Source organism: Acrocarpospora macrocephala (assembly GCF_009687865.1).
Lineage (GTDB): Bacteria > Actinomycetota > Actinomycetes > Streptosporangiales > Streptosporangiaceae > Acrocarpospora > Acrocarpospora macrocephala.
Window position 1 is genome coordinate 118,740 of sequence record NZ_BLAE01000033.1, and the last position, 23,535, is coordinate 142,274.

Genomic DNA, 23,535 nt, shown 5'->3' on the forward strand with positions numbered 1-23,535 from the left:
CACCTCCGCACCGATTCCGCCGAACCCGCCGGGCTCGTCCAACCCATCGATGAACCGTTCCTGCGCGTAGAAGGCGGGAACCGCGACGACCGAGCTCACCGGGCCACCTCCGCACCGATTCCGCCGAACCCGCCGGGCTCGTCGAATCCATCGATTCCGTCGGGGTCGTCGAAGAGGTCGGCGTCCATCCGGTACGCCTCCCGGCCCGCGGGCACCAGCGGGAGGGTGAGCGCGAGTTCCTTCGCCGCGACCCGCTGGGCGATGGCCGCGACGGTCGGCGCGGCGAGCAGGTCCCGTACGGACACCTCGCGGTTGAGCCGAGCCCGCAACTGGATGGCGGCGCGTGCGGCCAGCAGGCTGTGCCCGCCGAGGGCGAAAAAGTCGTCGAAGGCGCCCACCCGTGGCACGCCCAGCACCTCGCCGAGCACCGTGGCTACTGTCAGTTCCAATTCGTCCCGAGGCGCCACAAATGGCAGGTCGGACACGGGCGGTGCGGTCTCGGCCAGGGCCCGTCGGTCCACCTTGCCGGAGCTGGTCCTCGGAAAGGCGGGCACCTCGGTGAACGACCCGGGGATCATGTAGTCCGGCAGCCGCGACGCGAGCCATTCCCGCAGGTCGGCAACCCTCCCGGGGGCGACGATCAGGTACGCGGCGAGCCGTTCGGACCGCCCCGTGGCCTGACCAGCGGGGTCGGCGCCCACGTCGCGGCAGGCGACCACGACCGCGTCGCGGACGCCGGGGCAGGTGCGCAGCACGGCTTCGATCTCGCCGGGTTCGACGCGGAAGCCGCGGACCTTTACCTGGTCGTCAGCGCGGCCCAGGAACTCGATGGCACCGTCGGGGCGCACCCGGCCGCGGTCTCCGGTGGCATAGGAGCGGGCGCCGGGCGGGCCCGTCGGACAAGGCACGAACCGTTCTGCGGTTCGGGCGGGCTCACCGTGATAACCGCGCGCGAGGGTGGGGCCGGAGAGGTGGATCTGCCCGGCCGTCCCGGTAGCGGCGGGTCGCCCAGCCTGATCCAGGACGCGGGCAGTGACGCCGGGCAGCCCGCGCCCAATGGGCAGCCACAGCGCACCGCCGATGGCGGCCTCGTCCCGTAAAGCCCCGTCCCGGAAGATTTCGTCCTGTAAGGCCCCGTGCCGCAAGGACCCATCCCCCAAGATCTCGTTCCGCAAGGTCCCGTCTTGCAAGGCCTCGTCCTGTAAGACCTCGTGCCGCAAAGCCCCATCCCCCAAGATCTCGTCCGGCAAGATCTCGTTCCGCAAGGTCCCGTCCTGCAAGGCCTCGTCCTGCAAGACCCCGTCCCACAGGGTGCTGCCGACCGTGGCCTCGGTCACGCCGTACACGTTGAGGATGCGTGGGCCAGGACCGGTCACGCGGCGCAGCGCCCGGTATTCCGCCGGGGTCCACGGTTCTCCGCCGACGGCGATGAGCCGCAGGAACGACAGGCTCTCGCCGGTGGCGGCGCAATGGTCGACCAGCAGCCGCACGACCGAGGGGAGGAACTCGGCGTAGCGCACGTCGTTGTCGTGCAGCGCCTGGTAGAGCGCGGCCGGGTCGAGGACGGTCTCGCGTGGGCAGATCACCAGCGTGCCGCCGCTGGCCAGCGCCCGGACCAGATCGCCCGTGCACACGTCGAACGGAAACGCGGCGAGTTGCGCGTGCGCGCCGGGGCGCAGTTGGTAGGCCTCCGCCCAGGCCTGGTATTCCGCCGCAAGCCCGCCGTAGGTCAGCACGACCCGCTTGGGCCGTCCGGTGGATCCCGACGTCGTGATCAGGTAGGCGGCGTTCTCCGGATCGGCGACGGGCGGCCGGTTCCCCTCGTCCGGCCCGGCGAGTGCGTCCACGGCGACGACCGTGGCGGAACCGCCGACAGCGAGGGCGAGGGAGGGCTTGAGCCGCGCGGTGGTCAGGATGATCGTCGCCGAAGTGTCGAGGAGTGCGTGGCGGAGGCGTTCCGTCGGCCAGGAGGGGTCCAGTGGAAGGTAGGCCGCGCCCGCTTTGAGCACACCCAGCACAGCGGGCGGCATGGCGAGGTCCCGGTCCAGGCACAGGGCGACAACCTGCTCCGGACCCGCTCCCGAGCGCCGCAGGAAGGCCGCGACCTGGTTGGCCCACCGATTCAGCTCCCCGTAGGCGAGTAAGCCACCGCCGCAGAGCCGGACCGCGACCGCACCGGGATGGGCAGCAGCGTGCCGCTCGACAAGGACCTGAACCGGGTCGGGGCGACCCAGGACCAGTTCGCCAACCGGCACATCCGGCTCAACCAGGGCCTGGGCGAGGTCTGAGCGACCCAGAGCCAACTCGCCAACCGGCACATCCGGCCCAACGAGCACCTCAACGGGATCCACGCGATCCAAAGCCAACTCGCCGACCAGCACATCCGACTCGACCAGAGCCTGGGCGAGGTCTGGGCGACCCAGAGCCAACTCGCCAACCGGCACACCCGGCCCAACGAGCACCTCAACGGGATCCACGCGATCCAAAGCCAACTCGCCGACCGGCACATCCGACTCGACCAGAGCCTGGGCAGGGTCTGGGCGACCCAGAGCCAACTCGCCGACCGACACATCCGGCCCAACGAGCACCTCAACGGGATCCACGCGGCCCAAAGCCAACTCGCCGACCGGCGAATCCGGCCCGACGAGCACCTGAACGAGATCCGCGCCATCCAAAGCCAACTCGCCGGCCAGCACATCCGGCTCGACCCGGGCCTGGGCGGGGTCTGGGTGTTCCAGAGTCAGTTCGCCGACCGGCAGATTTGGGTCGTTGAGGGCGGCGGTGAGGAGGTGCTCGTACTGGTGGGTGAGGCGGGTGATCGTGGTGGGGGTGAACAGGTCGGCGCGGTATTCCCAGATCATGGTGATTCGGGGGTCGCGCTCGTTGGCGGGGAGATCTGTCTGGCGTTCCGCGCGGGGAACCGCCAGGACGGAGAGGTCTACCTTGGCGGTGCCGTTCTGGCGTTCTAGGTAGGTTCCGTGGACGTCGCCCAGGTCGATCGGGCCGAGTGGTGCGTCGTCCATGTTGAACATCGCCGCGAACAGCGGATTGCGGCCTGGCGTACGGGCCGGAGCCAGTGCTTCCACCACTCGGGTGAACGGGAGTTCCTGGTTGGCCTGGGCGCCGAGGGCGACCTCCATGGCCTGGCTGAGCACGTCGGCGAAGCTGGGGTTTCCGGTCAGGTCGAAGCGGAGGGTCACCGGGTTGACGAACATCCCGAGAACGTTCTCGCTGCCCGGGACGCGGCGGTTGGCGAAGGCCGAACCGACGCACAGGTCTCGCTGGCCGCCGACCCGGTGCAGGAGTGTCGCGTAGGCCGCCAGCAGCGTGGCGAACAGCGTCACTCCCCGGGCGCGGGCGTAGTTGCGGATCCGATGCGACAGTTCGGCGGGCAGTTCCACCCGGTGGGCCGCGCCCGCGAACGCCGGTCCCAGCGGCCGGGGCCGGTCGTAGGGCAGGTCCAGGGAGTCGTCGGCGCCGTGCAGCCGCCGCGTCCAGTACGCCCTCTGTTCCGACAGATCGGCCTGCCGCTGCCAGCGCGCGAAATCGCTGTACTGGATCTGCGGTTCCGGCAGATCGGCCTGCCGTTGCCCGTTCGCGAAATCGCCGTATTTGGCCTGCGGTTCCGGCAGATCCGTCCCCCGTTGCCCGTCCGCGAAGTCGCCGGACCGAACCCGCAGTTCTGGCATGTCCGGCCGCTGTTGCACTTGCGCGAAGCCGCGCACCTGCGGTTCCGGCGATTCCCCCCGGTAGAGCGCCGAGAGCCCCCGTACCAGCAGCGCGAACGACCAGCCGTCGTGGACGAGATGGTGTTCGACGAGCACGAGTTCGTGGAGCAGGGGGTTCAGGCGTAGCAGTGTCCAGCGCACCAGCGGTAGCCGGGTCAGGTCGAATGGGATGCGTGTTTCGGCGAGCACGGTCGCCTCGCGTCCGGCCTCGTCCACCTCCACCAGGGGGATCTCCACCCGGTATGGCGGATGTACCCGCTGCACCGGGCCTCCGTCGGCGCCGGTCGCCACTGTCGTCCTGAGCACCTCGTGCCGTTCGACCAGCCGGGTGACCGCGTCTTCCAGGCGGGCGTGGTCGAGCGGCCCGGCCAGCCGGAACGTCGTGGGGGCGTTGTAGGCGATGTTGCCGGGCTGGAGTTCCTCGAGGAACCAGATCTGCTCTTGGGCGAGCGACAGCGGCGCCTCCCCCGGCCCGCCACCCGCGGCGGTGAGCGGTGGCCAGGGCGAGCGGGACCGGCCGGAACCGGCGAGTGCCGCGAGCCCGGCGACGGTCGGGGCCGCGAATACCTCGCGCAGCTCCAGTTCCACGCCGGTCGAGGCGCGCAGTGCCGCCAGCACCCGCATCGCGCCGATCGAGGTGCCGCCCAGCTGGAAGAAGTCGTCGTCCACGCCGACCGAGGGCAGTCCGAGCACCCGCCGCCAGATCCCGGCCAGCTCACGCTCCATCGGGGTCCTGGGCGGGCCCGAACTCCCAGCCTCCATCGGCCGCCGCGGCAGCGCGGCCCGGTCGAGCTTGCCCGCCGCCGTGACGGGCAGCCGGTCGTGCAGGTGCCAGGCCCCCGGAATCATCCACGGCGGCAGCCGCTCGGCCAGCCACGCCCGCAGCTCCCCAGGAGACGGCGGGCTGCCGGCGGCGACGAGATGGGCGTCGAGCCGATCGGGCCCGGCGACCACGCAGCACCGCGCCACCGCCGGATGCGCGCCCAGCGCCGCCTCCACCTCACCGGGCTCCACCCGATGCCCGTGAATCTTGACCTGCTCGTCCACCCGCCCGAGAAACTCCAGCCCGTACGGCTTCCGCCGCGCCGCCCGATCCCCCGTGCGATACATCCGCGCCCCCGGCGGCCCAAACGGATCGGGCACGAACCTCTCCGCCGTCTCCCCCGGACGCCCCAAGTACCCCCGGGCCAGAGCGTCGCCGCCGATGTAAAGCTCCCCGCCCCGCCCACCACGGACCCGCCGCAACTCCCCATCCAGAACCGCCAGCCGCCGAACCCCGACCCGCCGCCCGATCGGCACCTGCTCCGCCTCGGCCGAAACCACCTCATGCAGGCTGGCGGTGATCACAGCCTCCGTCGGCCCGTACGCGTTGACCAGCGGCACACGATGCGCGCCCAGATAACGGCGCGCGGCCTGAACCGGAAGCCGCTCCCCACCCGCCAGCAGCAACCGCAACGACCCAGCGGGCAGCGCGCGTTCCTCCGCCATGAGCTCCGCGAACAACGCGGCGGGCAGATCGGCCACGGTCACGCCGTCACCGAGAGCACGGCGCACCTCGGCGGTCCCCCACGGATCAGGGCCACGCATGAGCACGGTCGCCCCACTGCCCAGCGCCACGAACAACTGCTCGATCGCGACGTCCACCGACTCCCCGGCCACCTGCAGAACGGTGTCCCGCGGCCCAACCCCCAGCCGTACAGCCATGGCCCGCACATGCGCCGCCACCGCCCCATGCGCCACGACGACCCCTTTGGGCGTCCCAGTGGACCCGGACGTGTAGACGACGTAGGCCGCCGCCTCCGGCGGAACCTCCGGCCAGGCCGCGACGGCGGGCCCGCCGGGCCGGTCCACGTCCACGTTCGTGAGCCCCGCAAAAGTACCGACCACGATGGTCGCCCCGGCGTCGGCGAGGATCGCCCGCGCGCGCCGTTCAGGGGATCCCACCGGCACTACCAGGAACGCGCTCCCCGCCTCCAGCACGGCCAGCAGCGCCACCGCCAGCCGTACCCCGCGCGGCACGCAGACCCCGACCACCCGCTCGGGCCCCGCGCCCAGCGCCCGCAACCGCCCCGCCAGCGCCAAGGAACGCTCAGCGAGCTCCCCATAGGTCAGCTGCTCCGCGCCACACACGACGGCGACCGCCCGGGGCCTACGCGCCGCCGCCGCCAGCACCGCTCCATGCAACGTCCCGGTCATCGGCAGGCCAGCGCTTCGACGGTACGGGTGAACAGCGTGCGGTCGTGATGCGCGGAGGCCATGGGCGTGATGACGACCTGAGTCGCCCCCGCACGCTCGTACCGATCCGCCATGGCGCGGATGTCGTCCTCGACACCCAGCACGGCGATGGCGGCGAGCATCTCATCCCCGACCACGCCACGCCCGAGGTCGCCCCCGAACCCGCTCCGCTCATACATCCGCCGGTAGGAGGGCACCCGCGCGTACGCGGCGAGATAGCGTCGCAACAGCTCCCGATCCTGATCCAGGTCGTCGCAAACCGCGCCGGGAACCATCGCGACAACGGGAAACCCGTCCAAGGAGCGCCCGGCGGCACGCAAGCCCCGCCGCAACGCGGGCATGACCACCTCGCGCAGGTGATCGGCCGTGCACATCCACACCAGCAGCCCGTCCGCGACCTGCCCGGCCAGCTCCGCCAGCGCCGGCCCGAACGCGCCGACGTACACGGGCAGCGCGGCGCGGCGCGGCGAGACGTAGACGGCGTTGGCCCGGAACCGGGAGCCGGTGGTGTGCACCTCGCCGTCGCGCACCAGAGCGGTGACGACCTCCAGATACTCGCGCATGGACGGCACCGGCGCGTCCGCAGGCCGGCCGAGCATCCAGTCGGCGGTGAGCCGGTGCCCGGTGCCGACCCCGAGCGCGAACCGCCCGCCGGACAGCTCGTCGATCGTCAGCGCGGTCTGGGCCATGGTGACCGGAGGCCGGGTGTAGTAGGGCAGCACGCCGGCGCCCAGGGTGACCCGGTCGGTGACGCCGCACATCGCGGCCAGCACGGCGGCGCTGTCGCGCAGGCTGGGCAGCTGCACCAGCCACACGGCGTCGGCGCCGAGCTTCTCGGCGAGGCGGGCCCGCTCGAGCATCTCGGCCACGGGCAGGTCCTGCCCGTGTATCACCACTCCGGTCGTGGCGGGCAACCTCAGCCGCCCATCCGCTCGCGCAGGCTGCGGGGCCGCATGTCCGTCCAGACCTCTTCGATGTAGGCCAGGCAGTCGGCCTTCAGGCCCGACTTCCCGACCTCCGACCAGCCGTCGGGGATGACCCGGCGGGTGGGCCAGATGGAGTACTGCTCCTCGTGGTTGATCACGACCGTGTACTCCCGGTCGTCGTCGTCCTCAAACATGTGATCCCCTCTCGATGGGCTATTCCAGGGCGGCGAGCAGCGCGGCCGCGTCCTCTTCGGACATGGCCGCGACCTGCTCGGCGAGCACGCTCTCGAGGTCGGCGGCGAGGTTGCGCACGGTGCGGCACTCGAACAGCACGGCCACGGCCAGCTCGGTCCTGAAGTGCTCCCTGATCCGGGCGACCAGCTGGACCGCGATCAGCGAGTTGCCGCCGAGGTCGAAGAAGTCGTCGTCCACGCCGACCCGGTCCACGCCGAGCGAGTCCTCCCAGAACCCGGCCAGCGCCCGCTGCGCGGCGTTCTCCGGTTCGACGTAGGGGTTGGTGAGGGTCCGGGTGGTGACGGTCGCGGCCCGCTGCGGCGCCTGCGCCATCTGCGCGCGCAGCGCCTCGCGGGTGACGCCCGCGGCCCGGCGCAGCCGCTCCCCCAGCCCGTCGGGGCACATGATGAGCTGCGGCGCCACCCCGCTGGCGAGGATCTGCCAGAGCGCGGCGGAGCCGGCCTCCGGGTGGATGCCGAACTCCAGGTCGGCCTCGCGCAGCAGCCGCAGCTCCAGGTCGGCGGCGGCGGAGGGTTCGGCGATGGCGGCGATCGGGGCTTCGGGCGGCATCACGTCGGCGTTGCCCTCGGTGTCGTACGCGAGGAGGGTGAACCCCTCGATGGACACCAGCTCGGTCCCCGCCTCGTCCATGATCGTGATGTCGCTGCGGGTGATGTCGCCGGTGGTGTCGTCGCGGTGCCGGATGTGGCTGTAGACGCGGGCGGGCAGCTTGCCCCGGACCACCACCCGGTCGTAGCCGAAGGGCAGGAAGCGGGCGTCGGCGGCGATGCTCTGGCCGAGCGCGTTGGCGCTGTCCAGCACCGAGGGGTGCAGGCCGTACCGGGGGATGTCGCCCAGGTAGGCCTCGGGCAGCTCGACCAGGACGAGTTCGGCGTCCTGGCCCCGCCAGCGGCCGCGGATGTTGTCCCAGCGCGGGCCGACGGTCAGGCCGCCGATGCTCGGCTCGTACGCGGGGGTGTCCTCCTGGTCGCAGATCGCGCGCAGGGTGCCCAGGTCGTGGGTGGGAACCTGTTCCGCAGGGGCGTGCCTGACCCGGGCCCGGGTGTATTCGGCGATCTCCTGGCCGGAGCCGTCGTCGGCGTCCAGGATCGACACCTGGTAGCCGCCCTCGCCGTCCGGCCGGTACTGCACCCGGATGTTGCGGCTCTGCTCGAAGGAGAGCGGGCGCATGAACACCAGGTCCCTGATCTCGGCCCTCGGGTCGCCGGTGGCCAGCTCGAACCCGGCCCTGACGATCTCCACCAGGCTGGTGCCCGGCATCGTCGGCAGCCCTTGCAGGCGGTGCTCGGAGGCCTCCCAGTCCTGTTCCGACAGGCGCTTCACGAAGACCACGTCGTCGGAGTAGAGCTGGTGGAGGCGGCTGTCCAGCAGCGGATGGTCGACCGGCTCGTAGCGGTCGCCGCGCTCGAAGTCGGTGAGGACCGCGGGGGCGTACGTGTCGTGCGCCATGCCGACGTTGAACCAGATCGGCCAGTTGATGGACAGCACCCGGGTGCGCCCGCCGGCGCGGGACTGGGCGTAGGCGTCCATGACGGCGTTGGCCGCGCAGTAGTCGCCGAGGCCGAAGTCGCCGGAGATGACGGCGATCGAGGAGTACAGGACGAGCAGGTCGAGCTCGTCGCCGAAGACCTCCTCCAGCGCGTACAGGCCGCCGACCTTGGGGGCGAACACCTGCGCGGCTGCCTCCGGAGAGCGGGTCTCCAGCATGCCGCCGCCGGAGATCCCGGCCGCGTGGAAGACGCCCTCGACCGGCCCGAACGCCGCCTCGGCCCGCTGCCGGACCTCCCGCATCGCGGCCGCGTCGGCGACGTCGGCGGCGATCACCAGGACGTTCTCGCCGAGCGCGCGGACGCGGCGGATCTTGCGGGCGATCGGGTCGGCGGGGTCGTGCGCGGCCAGGTAGGCGTCCCACTGGTCGCGGCCGGGCAGGCCGGTCCTGCCGACGAGCACCAGGCGGGCGTTCACCCGCGCGGCCAGGTCCTCGGCCAGCACCAGGCCCAAGCCGCCCAGGCCGCCGGTGATCAGGTAGACGCCGCCCTCGCGCAGCGGCTCCCCGGTCGGCCGGTCCAGGTCCACCTGGTCGTAGCCCCAGATCCAGCGCTTGCGGCCTCGGTAGGCGACCTGGTCGTCCTGGGAGACGGCCGAGATCTCCGCCGCCAGCCGCGCCGCGTCCGCGACCGGGTCGCCGGTGCCGCTGAAGTCGACGCCGCGGCAGCCGATCCCGGTGAGCTCCTTGGGCACCAGTTTGATCAGGCCGAGCAGGGCGGCCTTGGCCGGGACCACGGGGTCGTCGCCGGAGACGTCGTTCATGTCGGTGGAGACCACGACCAGGTCGGCGTCGGGGGCGCTGCGCTGGCGGGCGAGCGCCTGCAGCAGGTTGAGCACGCTGTAGAAGCCCAGGTCGAGCCAGCCGTCCGCGGTGTCGGCGGCCGACCAGCCGTGAACGATGGTGAGCCGCTCCTCGCCGCCCGTCTGGGCGAACACCGCGCCGTAGTCCGCCGGCTCGCCCGGCCGTACGGTGAACCGGTCGCCTTCCGCGAATTCGGAACCGGGAACCACGGCCACAACGGGCAGCCCTTCGGCCCTGCGGCGGCGGACGAGCTCCTCCACCAGGCCGTGCCCGGGCGAGAACACCACCCACAGGCCGCTGTCGGGGGTCGCCGGAGGCCGCGCCGAAGTCTCGCGCCAGACCGGCACATAATAGGGACCGGTGTCGCGCGGCCCGGCGACAGTAATCTGCTCTGACTCCGGGTCCGGCTCGGCCCAGCAGCGCTGCCGCTCGTACGGGTAGGTCGGCAGCGGAATCCGCGACCGCTCCTCCTCCCGCCAGAACGCCTCCCAGTCGATCCGGCCCGCGGCCTGCCACACCTGCCCGACCGCGGTGAGCAGCGCCACCACGTCGGACTGCCGCTGCTGCGGATGCCGCATCGTCGGCACCGCGAGGCCGGCCTGCCCGGCGTCCAGCTGGCGGCGGGCCAGCGTGGTGAGCGTCTGCCCGGGCCCGACCTCCACCAGCACCCGGCGCCGCCCGTCGGCCAGCAGCCGCACCGCGTCGCCGAACCGCACACAGCGGCGCAGATGCTCGCTCCAGTACGCCGGGTCGGTGGCCTGCGCCCCGGTGATCCACGTCCCGGTCACGTTCGACACGTACGGCAGGGTCGGCTCCCGCAGCTCCACCGCGGCCACCCTGGCGGTGAACTCGGCCAGGATCGGCTCCATCATCGCCGAGTGGAACGCGTGCGAGGTGTGCAGCGGGCGACCCGAAACACCCTGCACCTCCAGCGTCTCCCGCAGCTCCGCCACGGCCTCGGCGGGTCCCGACACCACGCACAGGTCAGGGGCGTTGACGGCGGCCAGGTCGAGCCCCGGACCGAGCATCGGGACCAGCTGCTCCTCGGCCAGCGGCACCGCCAGCATGTCGCCGCGCGGCAGGCCCTGCATGAGCGCCCCGCGCGCCGCGACCAGGGCCAGCGCGTCGTCGCGGTCCAGGACTCCGGCCAGGCAGGCGGCGACGTACTCGCCGATGCTGTGCCCGGCCATCGCCGCCGGTTCCACCCCCCACGAGCGCAGCAGCGCCGCCAGCGCGTACTCCACCGCGAAGACGGCGGGCTGGGTGACGGCCGTCTCGTTCAGGTCGCCGCCCTGGTAGAGCCGCTCGCGCAGGTCCCAGCCGGTGAGCGGGAGCAGCGTTTCGGCGCAGGCGTCGATCTCGGCGCGGAAGACCGGCTCGGTGTCGTACAGGTCGCGGCCCATGTCCGCGTGCTGGGCGCCCTGGCCGGGGAAGACGAAGACGACCTCGCGCTCGCCGCCGCGCGGCGGGGCCAGCGCCGGATGCCCGGCCGGGACGCCGCCGATCAGCCGCTCGGCCGCCTCGGCGGCGCCGCCCGCCACCACGAACCCGCGCGAGGCGCGAGCCGTACGGCCCAGGGCGAGGGTGTAGGCGGCGTCGGCCAGATCGCCGGGCCGCTCCTCCAGATGCCCGCCCACCAGCGCGCCAAGACTCTCCAGCGCCGTCGGCGTGCGAGCCGCGAGCGGAATCAGCTGGTACGGCCAGCCGCTGGGCCCAGCCTCCCGAACGGGCGCCTCCTCGACGATCATGTGCGCGTTGGTGCCGCCGACGCCGAAGGAGCTGACCCCGGCCAGCAGCGGATGCCCGTTGACCTTCCACGGCGTGAGCTGGGTGTTGACGTGGAACGGGGACGAGGCGAAGTCGATGCCCGGGTTGGGCTCCTCGAAGTTGAGGCTGGCCGGCAGCGCCCGGTGGGACAGGCACAGCACGGTCTTGATCAGCCCGGTGATGCCGGCCGCCGCGCCCAGGTGGCCGACGTTGGACTTGACCGACGCGATCGGCACGTCCCCCACCCGGCCGGTGTGAGTCCGGAACGCCTGGGTCAGCGCGGCCACCTCGATCGGATCGCCGACCAGGGTGCCGGTGCCGTGCGCCTCCACGTAACCGATGTCGGCGGCGCTCACCCCCGCGCTCGCCAGCGCGGCCAGGATGACGGCCACCTGCCCCGGCACGCTCGGCGCGGCGAACGCGCCCTTGGCCGAGCCGTCGTTGTTGATGGCCGAGCCGCGGATGACGGCGTGGATGGTGTCGCGGTCGGCGAGGGCGTCCTCCAGCCGCTTGAGCACGACCACGCCCGCCCCGCTGCCGAAGATCGTGCCCTTGGCCCTGGCGTCGAAGACGCGGGCGTGGCCGTCGGCGGAGAAGATCCCGCCGTCCTCGTAGAAGTAGCCGGACACCCGCGGCAACGGCTCGTCCACGCCGCCGGCAAGGGCGATCTCGCACTCGCCGGTGCGCAGCGCCCGGCACGCGGTGTGCACCGCGACCAGCGAGGTCGAGCAGGCCGACAGCGTGGTCGTGGCGGGCCCGCGCAGGTTCAGCCGGTAGGCCGTCTGGGTGGCCACGTAGTCGCTGGTGTTGGACAGGTCGATGGCGAAGTGGCCCATCAGCCGGATCGCGTCGCTGTTGCGGATCACGTTCAGCTCGCGGTACCTGTTGATGCCGACGCCGCCGAAGACCCCGATCCTGGCCGGGTAGCGGGCCGGGTCGTACCCGGCGTGCTGGAGCGCGGTGTCGGACACCTCGAGGAAGGCGCGGTGCTGCGGGTCGAGGATCTCCGCCTCGCGCGTCGACATGCCGAAGTAGGCGGGCTCGAAGAACTCCGTGTCGGGCGCGATCGGCGCGGCGCGGACGTAGTTGGGGAAGGCGAGCAGGTCCTCCGGCGTGCCGGCGGCGCGTAGCTCCTCGTCGGTGAAGAACGTGATCGACTCGACCCCGTTCACCAGGTTCTGCCAGAACTCCCCGATGTCGTGCGCCCCGGGAAATCGACCGGCCATGCCGATGATCGCCACTTGCCCGCTGGCCGCGCTCTCCGCCGTCATCTGCGCTCCTGAAGTGATCACCGGTCCTCGGCAAGCTCAAGGCTGCGAGACAACACGCGGCCCGGCAAGGACGAAACAGCTGGTTGGCGACAAGTCGCCAGCGGAGTTGACGGGCCTTCCCCCCGCTTGGTGCGCTGACCGCATCACTGGGCGTGTCGCCGGTGCCGCCGGAGGAAGGAGCGTCGCCGCGTGGTGTCGCGACCGAGCCAGACCCTGCCCCTGCCACCCAGCCGCGGGCTGGGGAGTCGCTTCTGGATGCTCTGGGCGGCATTCCTCATCGCCAACCTCGGCACCGGCATCAGCGCGGTCGGCTTCCCCTGGCTGGCCACCTCCCTGACCAGGGAACCGCTGCTGATCGCGCTGATCGGGGTGGCCGCCGAGCTGCCGTGGCTGCTGCTCAGCCTGCCGATCGGCGCGATCGTGGACCGCGCCGACCACCGCCGGGTGCTGGCCGCGACCCACTGGGGCCGCGCCGCCCTGGTCGGCGGCATCGCGCTCGCGCTCTACCTGGACCTGATGGCCCTGGCCATCCTGTACGTCGTCGCGTTCACCCTGGGCACGCTCACCGTGGCCAACGAGAACGCCGCCCAGACGATCCTGCCGCGGCTGGTCGTCCGGGAGCGGCTGCAGGTGGCCAACGCCCGGCTGACCATCGCCGACACCGTCGCCGGGGTCTTCGTCGGCCCTTGGGTCGGCGGGCTGCTGGTGGGGGTCGCGCTGGCGGTCCCGTTCACCGTGGACGCCGTCCTGTTCGTCGCCTCCGGCCTGCTGGTGATGATGCTGCCGACGGCGGAACCCCAAGCCGTAGAGCCGTCGAAGTCGATGCGCGCCGACCTGATCGCCGGGCTGAAGTTCTTCTGGGGACACCGCCCGCTACGCGACCTGGGGCTCCTGCTGGGCGTGCTCAACATGGCGGGCGCGGTCGCCATCGCCACCCAGGTGCTGTTCGCCCAGGAGATCCTGGGCCTCACCGCCGTGCAGTACGGCCTGCTGTTCATGGTCGGCGCCATCGGCGGCATGATCGGCGCCCAGGGCACCCCGTGGCTGGAGCGCCGGATCGGCCCCCGCCGGGTGCTGCTGGCTTCCCTGGCCGGCAGCGCCGTGGCCCTGGTCATCGTCGGCCTGACCAGCAGCGGCATCGTGGTCGCCCTGGCCCTGTCCGCCAGCGCGGGCCTGGGCCTGTCCTGGAACATCATCACGATCAGCTACCGGCAGCGGATCGTGCCCGAGGGCCTGCTCGGCCGGGTCAACAGCATCTACCGGCTGATCTCGTGGGGCCCGCTGCCGCTCGGTTCGGCCATCGGCGGGCTGCTGGTGACGCTCGGCCAGTTCTTCGGCGGCCGGGAGATCGGGTTGCGCACACCGGTCCTGGTGGCCGCCGCCGTGATCGCCATACTGTTCGTGATCGCGCTGACCCGGTACTCCACCGGGCTGTGGAGCAGGACCGGGAGCGTGGATGCCGACGATCAGGAGTAACGGGGTCGAGCTCAGCTACACCGACACGGGGTCGGGGCCGCCGGTGCTGCTGGTCTCCCCGGCGGCGTCCAAGGCCGGGATCTGGGACCTGCACCAGGTGCCCGCCCTGCTCGCGGCCGGGCACCGGGTGATCACCTTCGACAGCCGGGGCACCGCGCCGTCGGCCTGCCCGCCGGGGCCGTACCCGCTGGCCGAGCTGGTCGCCGACGCGGCCGGCCTGATCCGCGCCGTGGTGGGCGGCCCCGTCCGGGTGGTGGGGGCCTCGCTCGGGGCGATGATCGGGCAGGAACTCGCGCTCGCCCACCCCGAGCTGGTCGCCTCGGCCGTGCTGCTGGGCACCCGGGCCCGCGCCGACCACTTCCGCGCCGCCATGACCAGGGCCAGCGCCGACCGGGTCAGGCGGCCCGAGACCGGGTCCGCGGAGCACGCGGCCGTCGCGATGATGTGCCAGCTCTTCTCGCCCCGCACGCTCGCCGACGACCGGGCCGCCGCCGACTGGCTCGACGTGCTGACCGCCTTCCCCACCACGGGCGAGGGCCCGGCCCTGCAGTACGAGGCGACGCTCGCCGGCGACCGGCGCGAGGCGCTCGGCGGGGTGCGGCGGCCGGTGCTGGTGGTGGCGTTCTCCGACGACCTGGTGATGCCCCCCGCCCTGGGCAAGGAGGTGGCCGACGCCATCCCGGGCGCCAAGTACGCCGAGGTTCCCGGCTGCGGGCACTTCGGCTTCATGGAGCGCCCGCAGGTCGTCAACCGGATCCTGGTGGACTTCCTCAGCCGGACCTGAGCCAGCCGCGCCGGGCCACCTCGGCGCCCGCCTGGAAGCGGCTCTCCACGCCCAGGTGTTCCAGCAGCTCCGACACGCGCCGGCTGTAGGTGCGGGGCGAGATGCCCAGGCGGTTGCTCGCCGTCTGGTCGGTGGCGCCGCTCAGCAGCTGGAGCAGCACGGCGTGCAGGTGATCTGGAAGGGTACGGCGCGTAGCCTCGGGCCGGGAGACGACATCATCCATGACCGCTGTTCCTCTCCGCAGGTCCCCGAGGATCTGGCCGGATCGAACATGAGCCACGCTATGCTTTGGCGCCTGGGTTGTCCTCTACACCCACTCTTCACCCTCTCTCACAGCTCTTCCCGCCAGCCGGCGCAGCGCGGCGTCCAGTTCGCCGGGGGGTTCCTCCGCCTCGGCGCGCTCCCGGGCGTACAGACGGAACAACACGTGCATGCGGTAGCGGACCGTGCCGCAGTCCTCGACGCCGGCGACGTCGATCAGGCGGGCCTCGGCCAAGGTCTCCATCAGCTCCTCCGGGTGCGCGCCGGTTTCGCCTAGAAGGGGTCCGGCGACCCAGCCCGCGAAGGTGGGCGCCGCCAGCGTGCCGAGCAGGCGGAACAGCCGGGCGGCCGGGGCGTCCAGGCTCTCGTAGCTCAGCGCCAGGCTGGCGCGGACCTTCAGGCCCCCGGCCGAGAGCGCGTCCAGGCGTCCGCGCTCGTGCTCCAGCAGGTCGGCCAGGCGGCTCAGCCGCCAGTGCGGGCGGCCGCTCAGCCGGGCTCCGGCCACCCGAAGCGCCAGCGGCAGCCGCCCGCACAGGTCGGCGATGCGGCGGGCGTCGGCGCGGGCCGCGGCGCGTTCCGGGCCCGCGGCGCGGCTCAGCAGGTCCACCGCCTCGCTCTCGGCGAGCACGTCGAGATCGAAGGCGCGGGCGTTGGGCACCCCGCAGACCCGGCGGCGGCTGGTGACGATCACGGCGGAGCCGTACCCGGCGGGCAGCAGCGGGCGGATCTGGGCCTCGCCGCGGATGTCGTCGAGCACGAGCAGGACGCGGCGGCCGGCCATCCTGGCGCGGTAGAGGGCGCACCGCTCCGCCTCGTCGGCGGGGACGTCGCCGTCCTCGACGCCGAGCCGGTGCAGCAGCCGGGCCAGGACGGTGGCCGGCGCGACCGGCTGGCGGTCCAGGCCGCGCAGGTCCACGAAGAACTGGCCGTCGGTGAACGCGTCGGCCAGCAGGTGGGCCACGTGCACGGCCAGCGCCGTCTTGCCGGTGCCCGCGCGGCCCGTGATGGCGGCGACCGCGAGCCCGGCGTGGGCCGCCGAGCCGGACAGGAACCGGGTGAGCGCGTCGATCGTGTCGGCCCTGCCGGTGAAGTCGGCGAGGTCGGGCGGCAGCTCGCGCCGCCCCTGCGGGGATGGGGGCGCCGGGGCGGGCCGCGCGGGGGCGGGCACGGTCCGTGGCGGGTCGAGTTGCGGAGCGGAGGTGAGGATGGCTTGGTGCAGGTCCTGCAGCTGGGCGCGGGGCTCGACGCCGAGCTCGACCAGCCGCCGGTGGCCGTCCCGGTAGATCTCCAGCGCCTCGGCCTGGCGCTGCGAGCGGTACAGGGCGAGCATGAGCTGGCCGCGCAGCCGCTCGTTCAGCGGGTGCCGCTCGACCAGGACCTGGAGCTCGGGGACGAGCCTCCGGTGCCGCCCCAGGGTCAGGCCCGCGTCCACCTGCTCCTCGATCGCGGCCAGCCGCAGCTCCTCCAGGGTGGCCGCGGCGGTCCGCACGGTGGCCAGGTCCACGTCGCTGAAGGCGGGGCCGCGCCACAGGGTCAGCGCGTCCTCCAGCACCCGGACGGCCGCCTCCACCCGCCCGGAGGCGAGCATGGCGCGGGCGCTGTCGACCCCCGCCCCGAACCGGGCGAAGTCGAGCGCCTCCTGGTCGGCCCTGAGCATGTAGCCGCCGGGGCGGGTGACCAGCGGCGAGCCGTCGGTCTTGCCGCCGGAGCCGTTGAGCAGCACGCGCAGCCGCCACACCCGCGTCTGGATCTGGCCGAGCGCGGTTTCCGGAGGCTCGTCCCAGAGCTCGTCGATGATCTCCCTGACCGGGACGACCTGGTTGGCGTTGAGCAGCAGGATCGCGAGCAGACCCCGCTGGGTGTTGCCGCCAGGCGAGCACGCCCTGCCGTCAACGGAGATCTCCAACGGTCCAAGTGTGTGGAACTCAAGTTGCCGCACGCCCTGATCTTCACAAATTGTCTACGTCTGTGAAGCCCCACAGTCCACATGTTCATCGGGTATTCCAGGGCATTACTCGCCAACCTGGCAGTTCGTAACGTCACTTGTTCAGCTGGCGACAACTCGCCAACGCCCTTCCCGATAACCGGCGCGGACTCGATCCTGCAGGGGAATCGTCAAGCAGCCGTGAGGTACCGCTGATGCTGTCCCCGCTGGAGGTACTCCACTCGGCCATCACCGGCACCCCTGTGGTGCGCCTCGACATCTCCTTGCGCGGGCGCGCGCACGGCGTGCTGCTGAAGCTGGAGAGCGGCAACCCCACCGGCTCGATCAAGGACAGGACCGCCGCGGGCCTGCTGATGGCGCTGGACCGGGAACGCCCGCTGACCCCGGGCACGGTGGTGGTCGAGTCCACCTCTGGCAACCTCGGCCTCGGCCTGGCCCGGCTGCTGGCGGCCCTCGGCTGCCGGTTCATCGCCGTCCTGGACCCCGGCACCCCCCGGGCGACCCGGCAGCGGCTGGTCGCGACCGGCGCCGAACTCCACGAGGTGCACGAACCCGATGGCTACGGCGGCTACCTGCTGACCCGGCTCCGCGCCGTGGACCGGCTGCTCGCCGACAACCCGCACTACCGCTGGACCGACCAGTACGGCAACCCCGCCAACCCGCGCATCCACGAGCGCACCACCGGCCCCGAGATCGCCGCCCAGGGCGGGCCAGGACTGGACGCCGTCTACATCGCCGTCTCCACCGGCGGCACCCTGTCCGGCGTCGCCGCCCATTTGCACGCGCTGGACCGGGGCGTCAGGGTGGTCGCGGTGGACGCCGAGGGCTCGCTCGCCACCGGCCCCGCCACCGGGCCGCGCCTGATCAACGGCCTGGGCGCGAGCCGCCGCTCGGCGTTCCTGCCGCCGGGCACCTACGACCGGGCCTACCGCGTCCCCGACCCGGAGGCCGTCGCCGTCTGCCGCCTGTTCCGCGCCGACACCGGCGTGGCGCTGGGCGGTTCCAGCGGCAGCGTGGTCGCCGCCTGCCTGCGCGACCTGGCCGCCCCCGGTGCGCCGCGCCGCCCGCTCTGCCTGTGCGCCGACACCGGCCTGACCTACGCCGACACCGTCTACGACGACGGCTGGCTGGCCCGCCACCGGCTGACCGCCGCCGTCGCCGAGGCCGCGGCGCGGCTGCGCGCCGACGGCGTCCGCTTCCACCTGGAGGATCCGCGCCCGTGAACTTCACCGAGTATCCGGCGAGCGAGCTGCGCTACCTGCCGAGGGCGGCCGTGATCGAGTGCTGCGCGGAGATCGACGTCCTGGCGGTGGTGGAGGACGCGCTGGTCCGGCATGGCCGGGGGCAGACGATGCTGCCCGAGGAGGCCTACCTGGGCTGGGAGACCTCGGCGGGCACGGCCGCCCGGTCGCTGGCCATGCCCGGCGGGCTGCGGCTGTCCGGTGGTCTCGCGCTCGGGGTGAAGACGATCAACGGGAACCTGGGCAACCCCGACCGGGGCCTGGCCCGCTCGCAGGGCCTGCTGATGATGTTCGACCCGGAGATCGCCTGGCCCAGGACCATCATGGAGTCGGCCTACCTGAGCGCCACCCGGACCGCCGCCGTCACCGCCCTCACCGCGCGGCTGCTCGGCCGCCCGGGCATGCGCGGCGCGGCGCTCATCGGCTGCGGCACGCTCGCCAAGGCGCACCTGGCCCTGCTGCCCGCCGGGATCACCGAGGTCTGCCTCTACGACCGCGACCCGCTCCGCGCCCGCGCCCTGGCGGAGGCGGTGCGCGACCGGATCGAGGTGCGGGTGGCGGCCGACGCGGAGTCGTGCGTACGCGGCCGCGACCTGGTGGTCACGGTCACCACGGTGACCGAGGGCTACCTGCCGTTCGAGTGGCTGGCGCCCGGGGCGCTCGTCGCCCACGTGTCCCTCGACGACGTGCTCCCCGACGTCGTACGCCGAGCCGGGCTCGTCGTGGTCGACGACTGGGACCTGGTCAGGCACGACCACCGGCGGCTGCTCGGGCGGCTCCACCGCGACGGGCTGCTGCTCGGCCCCGACGGCGGCAGCCATCCGGGGGTCACGCCAGAACCCTCGGCGCGACGGGTGGACACCACGCTCGCCGCGATCCTCACCGGCGCCCACCCCGGCCGCCGGAGCGAGCACGACGTGGTGCTCAGTAACCCGTTCGGGATGTCCATCCTCGACATCGCCCTCGGCCAGGCCGTGGAGGAGGTGGCCGCCCGGCGTGACGCCGGCGTCCGCCTGGCGATGTGACCCCCCGCGAAGGAGACCGCCATGAGCAACGACCAGATCCGAGCCGTCACCTCCCCCGCCCCGCCAGCGACCCAAGCCGGGCGGCGTCACGCGCTCACCGCCCTGATCGCCGTCAACGTCGCCGCCGCGGTGATCGCCAGCGTCATGATCGTCGTCAGGGACGGGTTCGACCTCGCCGCCGTCTTCTACGATGGCGTCAGCCCGCTGCACGAGTGGGGTGAGCTGAACGGCCCCGCCATCCAGGACGGCGCGTACTGGCGGCTGCTCACCAGCATGTTCCTGCACTACGGCGTGCTGCACCTGCTGGCCAACCTGCTGCTGCTCTGGCTGGCCGCGCGCCGCCTGGAACCGCTGGCCGGATCGGGGACGGTGCTGACCGTCTACCTGCTGTCGGGGCTCGGCGCGGCGGTGGCCGTCTACTACTTCGACCCCGAGGTGCTCACCGCGGGCGCGTCCGGCGCGGTGTTCGGCCTGATCGCGGCGCTGCTGGTGGTCAGCCTGCGGGCCCGGGCGAACACGACCCTGCCGCTGGTCCTGCTCGGCGTCGGGCTGGTGGCCACGTTCGCGGTCCCCGGGATGTCCATCGCCGCGCACGCGGGCGGTCTGCTGGTGGGCACGGTCCTCGCGCTCGGCTTCGGCCGGGCCCGGCTCGCGGTCACCGCGGCCACGGCCGTGCTGCTGGTGGCGCTGGCCGTGGCGCGGCAGTTCTTCTAACGACCGTGGGTGAGAGTGCGGAGCCACCACTCGGCAGGGCCGTACCGGTGGCTCCGCGTCCACCAGGCGCTGAGGAGTAGCTGGCCGGCGAACACGGCGGCGGCGATGCCGAGCAGCAGCGGCGGGGAGGCCTTCGCGAACAGGGCCAGGCCGTAGCCGGTGAACAGCAGGGCCATCAGCGCCGACTGGCCGAGGTAGTTGCTGGCCGACAGGCGGCCGGCCGGAGCCAGGGCCCGGGCGATCCCCGGGCGGGCGTTGCTGATCCGCAGCAGGGTGGCCGCGTAGGCGGCGGCCAGCAGGGGCGCGGTGGCGGTCGTCACCGTCAGGTCGAGCGCCAGCAGGGCGCCGCTGCCGCTGTGGTCCACCAGGTGGGTGACGCCGACCGCGAGGGAACCGGCCAGCCCGGCGGTGAACCCCAGCCATTGCGCCCGGACGAGCCACCGCCGGGGCACGTCCTCCAGCAGCCGCACCTGCCCGGCGGCGAAGCCGAACAGGAACATGGCCATCGCGCTGCCCGCCTGCATGAACCAGATCCCGCTGAGCATCCCCGGCAGCAGGGCCAGGTTCTCGCCGATCACATCCAGCGGGCCGCCCCGGTAGGCCGCGATCATCTGGCTCGGGTCGTCGAACACGTTGATCGAGGTGTTCCGGCCCACCGACTCCGCCCAGAAGCTGAACCCCGCCAGCAGCGCGTAGAACGCCACGAGCACGGCCAGCAGGATGACGGCCGCCTTCACCGCGGTGCGCGGCCTGGCCCGGCGTGCCGCCAGCAGCACCAGGCCCAGCACGGCGTACACGGTCAGGATGTCCCCGCGCCACAGCACCACCGCGTGGAAGGCGCCCAGCAGGAACAGCGCCCCGTACCGGCGCAGCGACCGCCGCACCACCGACGCGCCCGCCCGCTCCGCCTGGAAGGTGAAGGAGTAGCCGAACAGGAAGGCGAACAGCAGGTAGAACTTGTCGACGAAGAGCGTCTCGCCGACCAGCCGGGCGGCGTCGTCCACCGCTCGGGTGAAGTCGGGGTCGGGCAGGCCGAACGTGCCGTACGGCGAGGCCATGTAGGAGATGTTGACGACGAGGATGCCGAAGAGCGCGAACCCGCGAAGCATGTCCACTTCGACGACGCGCCGCACGAGGGGCGACAGGGACGGGGAAGGATCCCGAGGCAGCGTGGTCACGCTCACCAGCATGATCCGCACGCGTAACTTTCCTATGGTTTTGGCGTGAATACGCCATTTGTGCGGCAATCGGCACGTCCGCCAGTGCGCTGGGTAATGAACGCCGGTCATGCGCGGGATCGAGGCCTGGTGGCCGGCGGGGCGCTGAAGACCTCGGCTTGAGCGCGCATGTGGCCGAGGGCGGCGTGGAGTTTGTTCTGCACCGATTGAACCGTTCCATACCGCAGACTAGACTTTCGTCCAGGCTGCCCCGTCGAAGGAGCTGATGGGATTGACGGAGACGGATCTCTCGCTTCCGCTCGGAGCCGCCCGGTACAGATGGGGTTCGTTGATTGTCTTCTTCAAGGGTGCTCCGGTCCGCAATCAGACTCTATTTCAAGAGCTACAGCATGAGTCCTTTGGACAGTTCGCTTGGCAGAGCAATGCCGAGGTGCGTGAGAGCTTAGCTTTCATGCACGAGATTGTGCACTATCAGCAGGATCTGGGCACGGGAGTCGGCCACTGGGATGACAACGTCCGCCGCCGCCATATACCTGATTGCCTGCTCAGCCTGCGAGTACCGGTCTCGCGCACGGACCTGGCGTTTCCCTTCGCCCGGCACGACGAAGACGAGGCGACGAATGGTGACCTTGAATACGCATGGTTCGTCTACGAAGATTTTTTACTCGAGAAGCTTATTTTTCTGCACAACAGTGATGTACCTGCGTCTCGCCACCAAAAGATAGCCGCTATTCTTGCTCTCGAACTTGGCGTAGAAGTTCAGCCAGAGCAGTACGAGTTTTTGTTGCCGGAAAGCATACTTGAGGGCGAGGCGGCAGCAACAGTTTATGGCACTATACTCGCCTCACAGGCGACTGCGGAGGCCCGTGAACTCATCTACGCTCACAGTGGCATGTGGGATATCTTTGAGATGAATCCCGCCCCTGTATATCAAGCAACTATGCAGGCCTTTGTCGGTGGATATCCAGACCTTCCAGACGATCCCGATTGGCAGCCTCGTTCCGCCTTCGATCTTTTTACCTTTCTTATCGACCTCTCCTGTGCCCATCCCTGCCCGGAGTGGTTTGAAAAGCATGGAGTCGATCGTACGAACTTCGAGCCCGGCGTCAAGTTCTTCCGTCTCGCCCGCGCGCTTGCGGGGCTTGATCTCACTGGGCGCCGGGCCATCGAACATGCTTTTAGTTCGGACGACTTGGAAGCCGCTGAAGATGTTCTGCTTGAGCGAATCTCTTTCGATTACCCCAAGGCGCGGGAGATCTATGCCGGCTGGGTCGAGCACTACACGAATGATAATCATCGGGGCGATAACCGCGTGCTTGCCACACGCCTGGCCTCAGCCCGGTATCGAGCTGAAGTAAAACCGATCATCGCTCGAAAGTCGGTTATGGAAGCCACCATGGCAGGTATTCCGGTGCTGCTTCATGGCGCACAGGGTGGCCATCAGGTCTGGTTCGGCGACACCATCATTCAGCCGACCGAACAAACGATGCTGCAAGTCGATGCCGCGCTCGATGCCGTCCACTACGAGCTGGTCACAGCGATGCTCGATTCTGGGCGATTTCGCTGCCCCCTTGCCACCCGTAGCCTGTGCGGCTCGGCGCAGAATACCTGCCGCCATGGCATCGATAATCTTCGTTTGCTGCCTGAAGCTCCTGGCTGCCACGTCCGTGTCCAGCTCGAGGTCAATGGGTTCAACATCTTGCAGTAACAACTTCACGATCAGACTGGAGAATCCAGCTTGCGAACACTGGACATAGACGCTGTCAACGCTGAGATCGCTGAAACTCAGGCGGACCTGGCCGTGGAGGATGACGAGACCGGCTTATCCATACCAGGCCTCGAAACAATTCTAGCCTTCGTGGCAGTCAAAATTGTCATCCCTGTGGTCACCGGGTTCCTGGGTAAGCACCTGTACGACAAATATCAGGATCTGCGCTCTCGCCGCGACACCGAGGCCGCCATCGCTGACCTGGCTCAACCTGGTGCGCTTGTCCGCGCGGACGCGTCGTCGATCGACATAGAACAGCTACGTCGCGAGGTCGTCGCCATGGCCGTGGCGGAAGGAATCGATGTCCGGCTTGCGGACGCGGTGGTGTCCAAAACCATCAGCAGAATTCATGAGCGGTATTTCCGTGCTTCCGAGTAGGCCCATGAGTCCCCCGGGAAGTGCTCCAAATCATGTCCTCGCGGCCCTGTCCATGCCGACCACGTTCACGCTCGGCCGTCGCGGCTCCAACGCCCTGCTCGGTCATCTGGCCGACACCTCCCATCCCCGGCAAGCGGTCTCCAGGTCCCCACTCGGTGACCGTCACCGGGCATCCCTGGATGATTCCGCCTTCGGCGGGGGGCGAGGACTTCACCGAGTTCGGGCCAGGTAAC

Annotated in this window: 14 protein-coding genes; 7 read left to right on the top strand and 7 right to left on the bottom strand. The window is 71.4% G+C overall.

What is annotated here, in order from left to right:
• Positions 1-95 precede the first annotated feature (95 nt).
• Genes Amac_RS27010 through Amac_RS27025 form a run of 4 tightly spaced genes read right to left on the bottom strand, consistent with a single transcriptional unit; the run spans position 96 to position 12,532 of the window.
• Complete coding sequence (locus tag Amac_RS27010) at positions 96-5,924, bottom strand: non-ribosomal peptide synthetase (protein ID WP_155357216.1); 5,829 nt, start codon at positions 5,922-5,924, stop codon at positions 96-98.
• Positions 5,921-6,832: an LLM class flavin-dependent oxidoreductase gene (locus Amac_RS27015; RefSeq protein WP_373869844.1), complete on the bottom strand. Its 912-nt coding sequence runs from the start codon at positions 6,830-6,832 to the stop codon at positions 5,921-5,923. Before Amac_RS27015 ends, Amac_RS27010 begins: the two co-directional genes overlap by 4 nt.
• Before the next feature lie 47 nt (positions 6,833-6,879).
• Positions 6,880-7,083 carry an MbtH family protein gene (locus tag Amac_RS27020; RefSeq protein WP_155349151.1) on the bottom strand — a complete coding sequence of 68 codons (204 nt, stop codon included), beginning with the start codon at positions 7,081-7,083 and terminating at the stop codon, positions 6,880-6,882.
• Between the two features lie 19 nt (positions 7,084-7,102).
• Entirely contained in the window at positions 7,103-12,532 is a 5,430-nt protein-coding gene (locus Amac_RS27025; RefSeq protein ID WP_155357218.1) for a type I polyketide synthase, read from the bottom strand.
• 189 nt (positions 12,533-12,721) lie between these two features.
• Between Amac_RS27025 and Amac_RS27030 the strand changes: the two genes are divergently transcribed.
• Positions 12,722-14,008: an MFS transporter gene (locus tag Amac_RS27030; protein ID WP_155357219.1), complete on the top strand. Its 1,287-nt coding sequence runs from the start codon at positions 12,722-12,724 to the stop codon at positions 14,006-14,008.
• Complete coding sequence (locus tag Amac_RS27035; RefSeq protein WP_155357220.1) at positions 13,989-14,792, top strand: alpha/beta fold hydrolase; 804 nt, start codon at positions 13,989-13,991, stop codon at positions 14,790-14,792. The genes Amac_RS27030 and Amac_RS27035 overlap by 20 nt, the downstream gene beginning before the upstream one ends.
• Here the strand turns inward: Amac_RS27035 and Amac_RS27040 are convergent.
• Together Amac_RS27040 and Amac_RS27045 are read right to left on the bottom strand one after the other, a co-directional pair.
• On the bottom strand, positions 14,779-15,015 hold the full coding sequence (locus tag Amac_RS27040) for a helix-turn-helix domain-containing protein (protein ID WP_155349147.1): 237 nt from the start codon (positions 15,013-15,015) through the stop codon (positions 14,779-14,781). The genes Amac_RS27035 and Amac_RS27040 overlap by 14 nt on opposite strands.
• Before the next feature lie 84 nt (positions 15,016-15,099).
• Complete coding sequence (locus Amac_RS27045; protein WP_155357221.1) at positions 15,100-16,959, bottom strand: AfsR/SARP family transcriptional regulator; 1,860 nt, start codon at positions 16,957-16,959, stop codon at positions 15,100-15,102.
• Between the two features lie 233 nt (positions 16,960-17,192).
• Here Amac_RS27045 and Amac_RS27050 point away from each other — a divergent pair, with 233 nt between their 5' ends.
• The 3 genes from Amac_RS27050 to Amac_RS27060 are packed head-to-tail and all read left to right on the top strand — an operon-like array spanning position 17,193 to position 19,978.
• The gene (locus tag Amac_RS27050) at positions 17,193-18,221 is read left to right on the top strand and encodes a pyridoxal-phosphate dependent enzyme (protein ID WP_155357222.1); all 1,029 of its coding nucleotides are present in this window, start codon (positions 17,193-17,195) and stop codon (positions 18,219-18,221) included.
• Positions 18,218-19,264, top strand: a complete 1,047-nt coding sequence (locus Amac_RS27055; RefSeq protein WP_246268722.1) for an ornithine cyclodeaminase — start codon at positions 18,218-18,220, stop codon at positions 19,262-19,264. Before Amac_RS27050 ends, Amac_RS27055 begins: the two co-directional genes overlap by 4 nt.
• Positions 19,265-19,285: 21 nt before the next feature.
• The gene (locus tag Amac_RS27060; protein WP_155357223.1) at positions 19,286-19,978 is read left to right on the top strand and encodes a rhomboid family intramembrane serine protease; all 693 of its coding nucleotides are present in this window, start codon (positions 19,286-19,288) and stop codon (positions 19,976-19,978) included.
• On the opposite strand, the gene Amac_RS27065 is transcribed toward Amac_RS27060, so the two are convergent.
• Positions 19,975-21,168: a DUF418 domain-containing protein gene (locus Amac_RS27065; RefSeq protein ID WP_155357310.1), complete on the bottom strand. Its 1,194-nt coding sequence runs from the start codon at positions 21,166-21,168 to the stop codon at positions 19,975-19,977. The two genes, Amac_RS27060 and Amac_RS27065, sit on opposite strands and share 4 nt — an antisense overlap.
• Positions 21,169-21,421: 253 nt before the next feature.
• Between Amac_RS27065 and Amac_RS27070 the strand changes: the two genes are divergently transcribed.
• Together Amac_RS27070 and Amac_RS27075 are read left to right on the top strand one after the other, a co-directional pair.
• Positions 21,422-22,864 (top strand): hypothetical protein, encoded by a 1,443-nt coding sequence (locus Amac_RS27070; RefSeq protein WP_155357224.1) that lies wholly within the window; start codon positions 21,422-21,424, stop codon positions 22,862-22,864.
• A 30-nt stretch (positions 22,865-22,894) separates the two neighbouring features.
• Positions 22,895-23,302 (top strand): hypothetical protein, encoded by a 408-nt coding sequence (locus tag Amac_RS27075; protein ID WP_155357225.1) that lies wholly within the window; start codon positions 22,895-22,897, stop codon positions 23,300-23,302.
• The last annotated feature ends 233 nt before the right edge of the window (positions 23,303-23,535 follow it).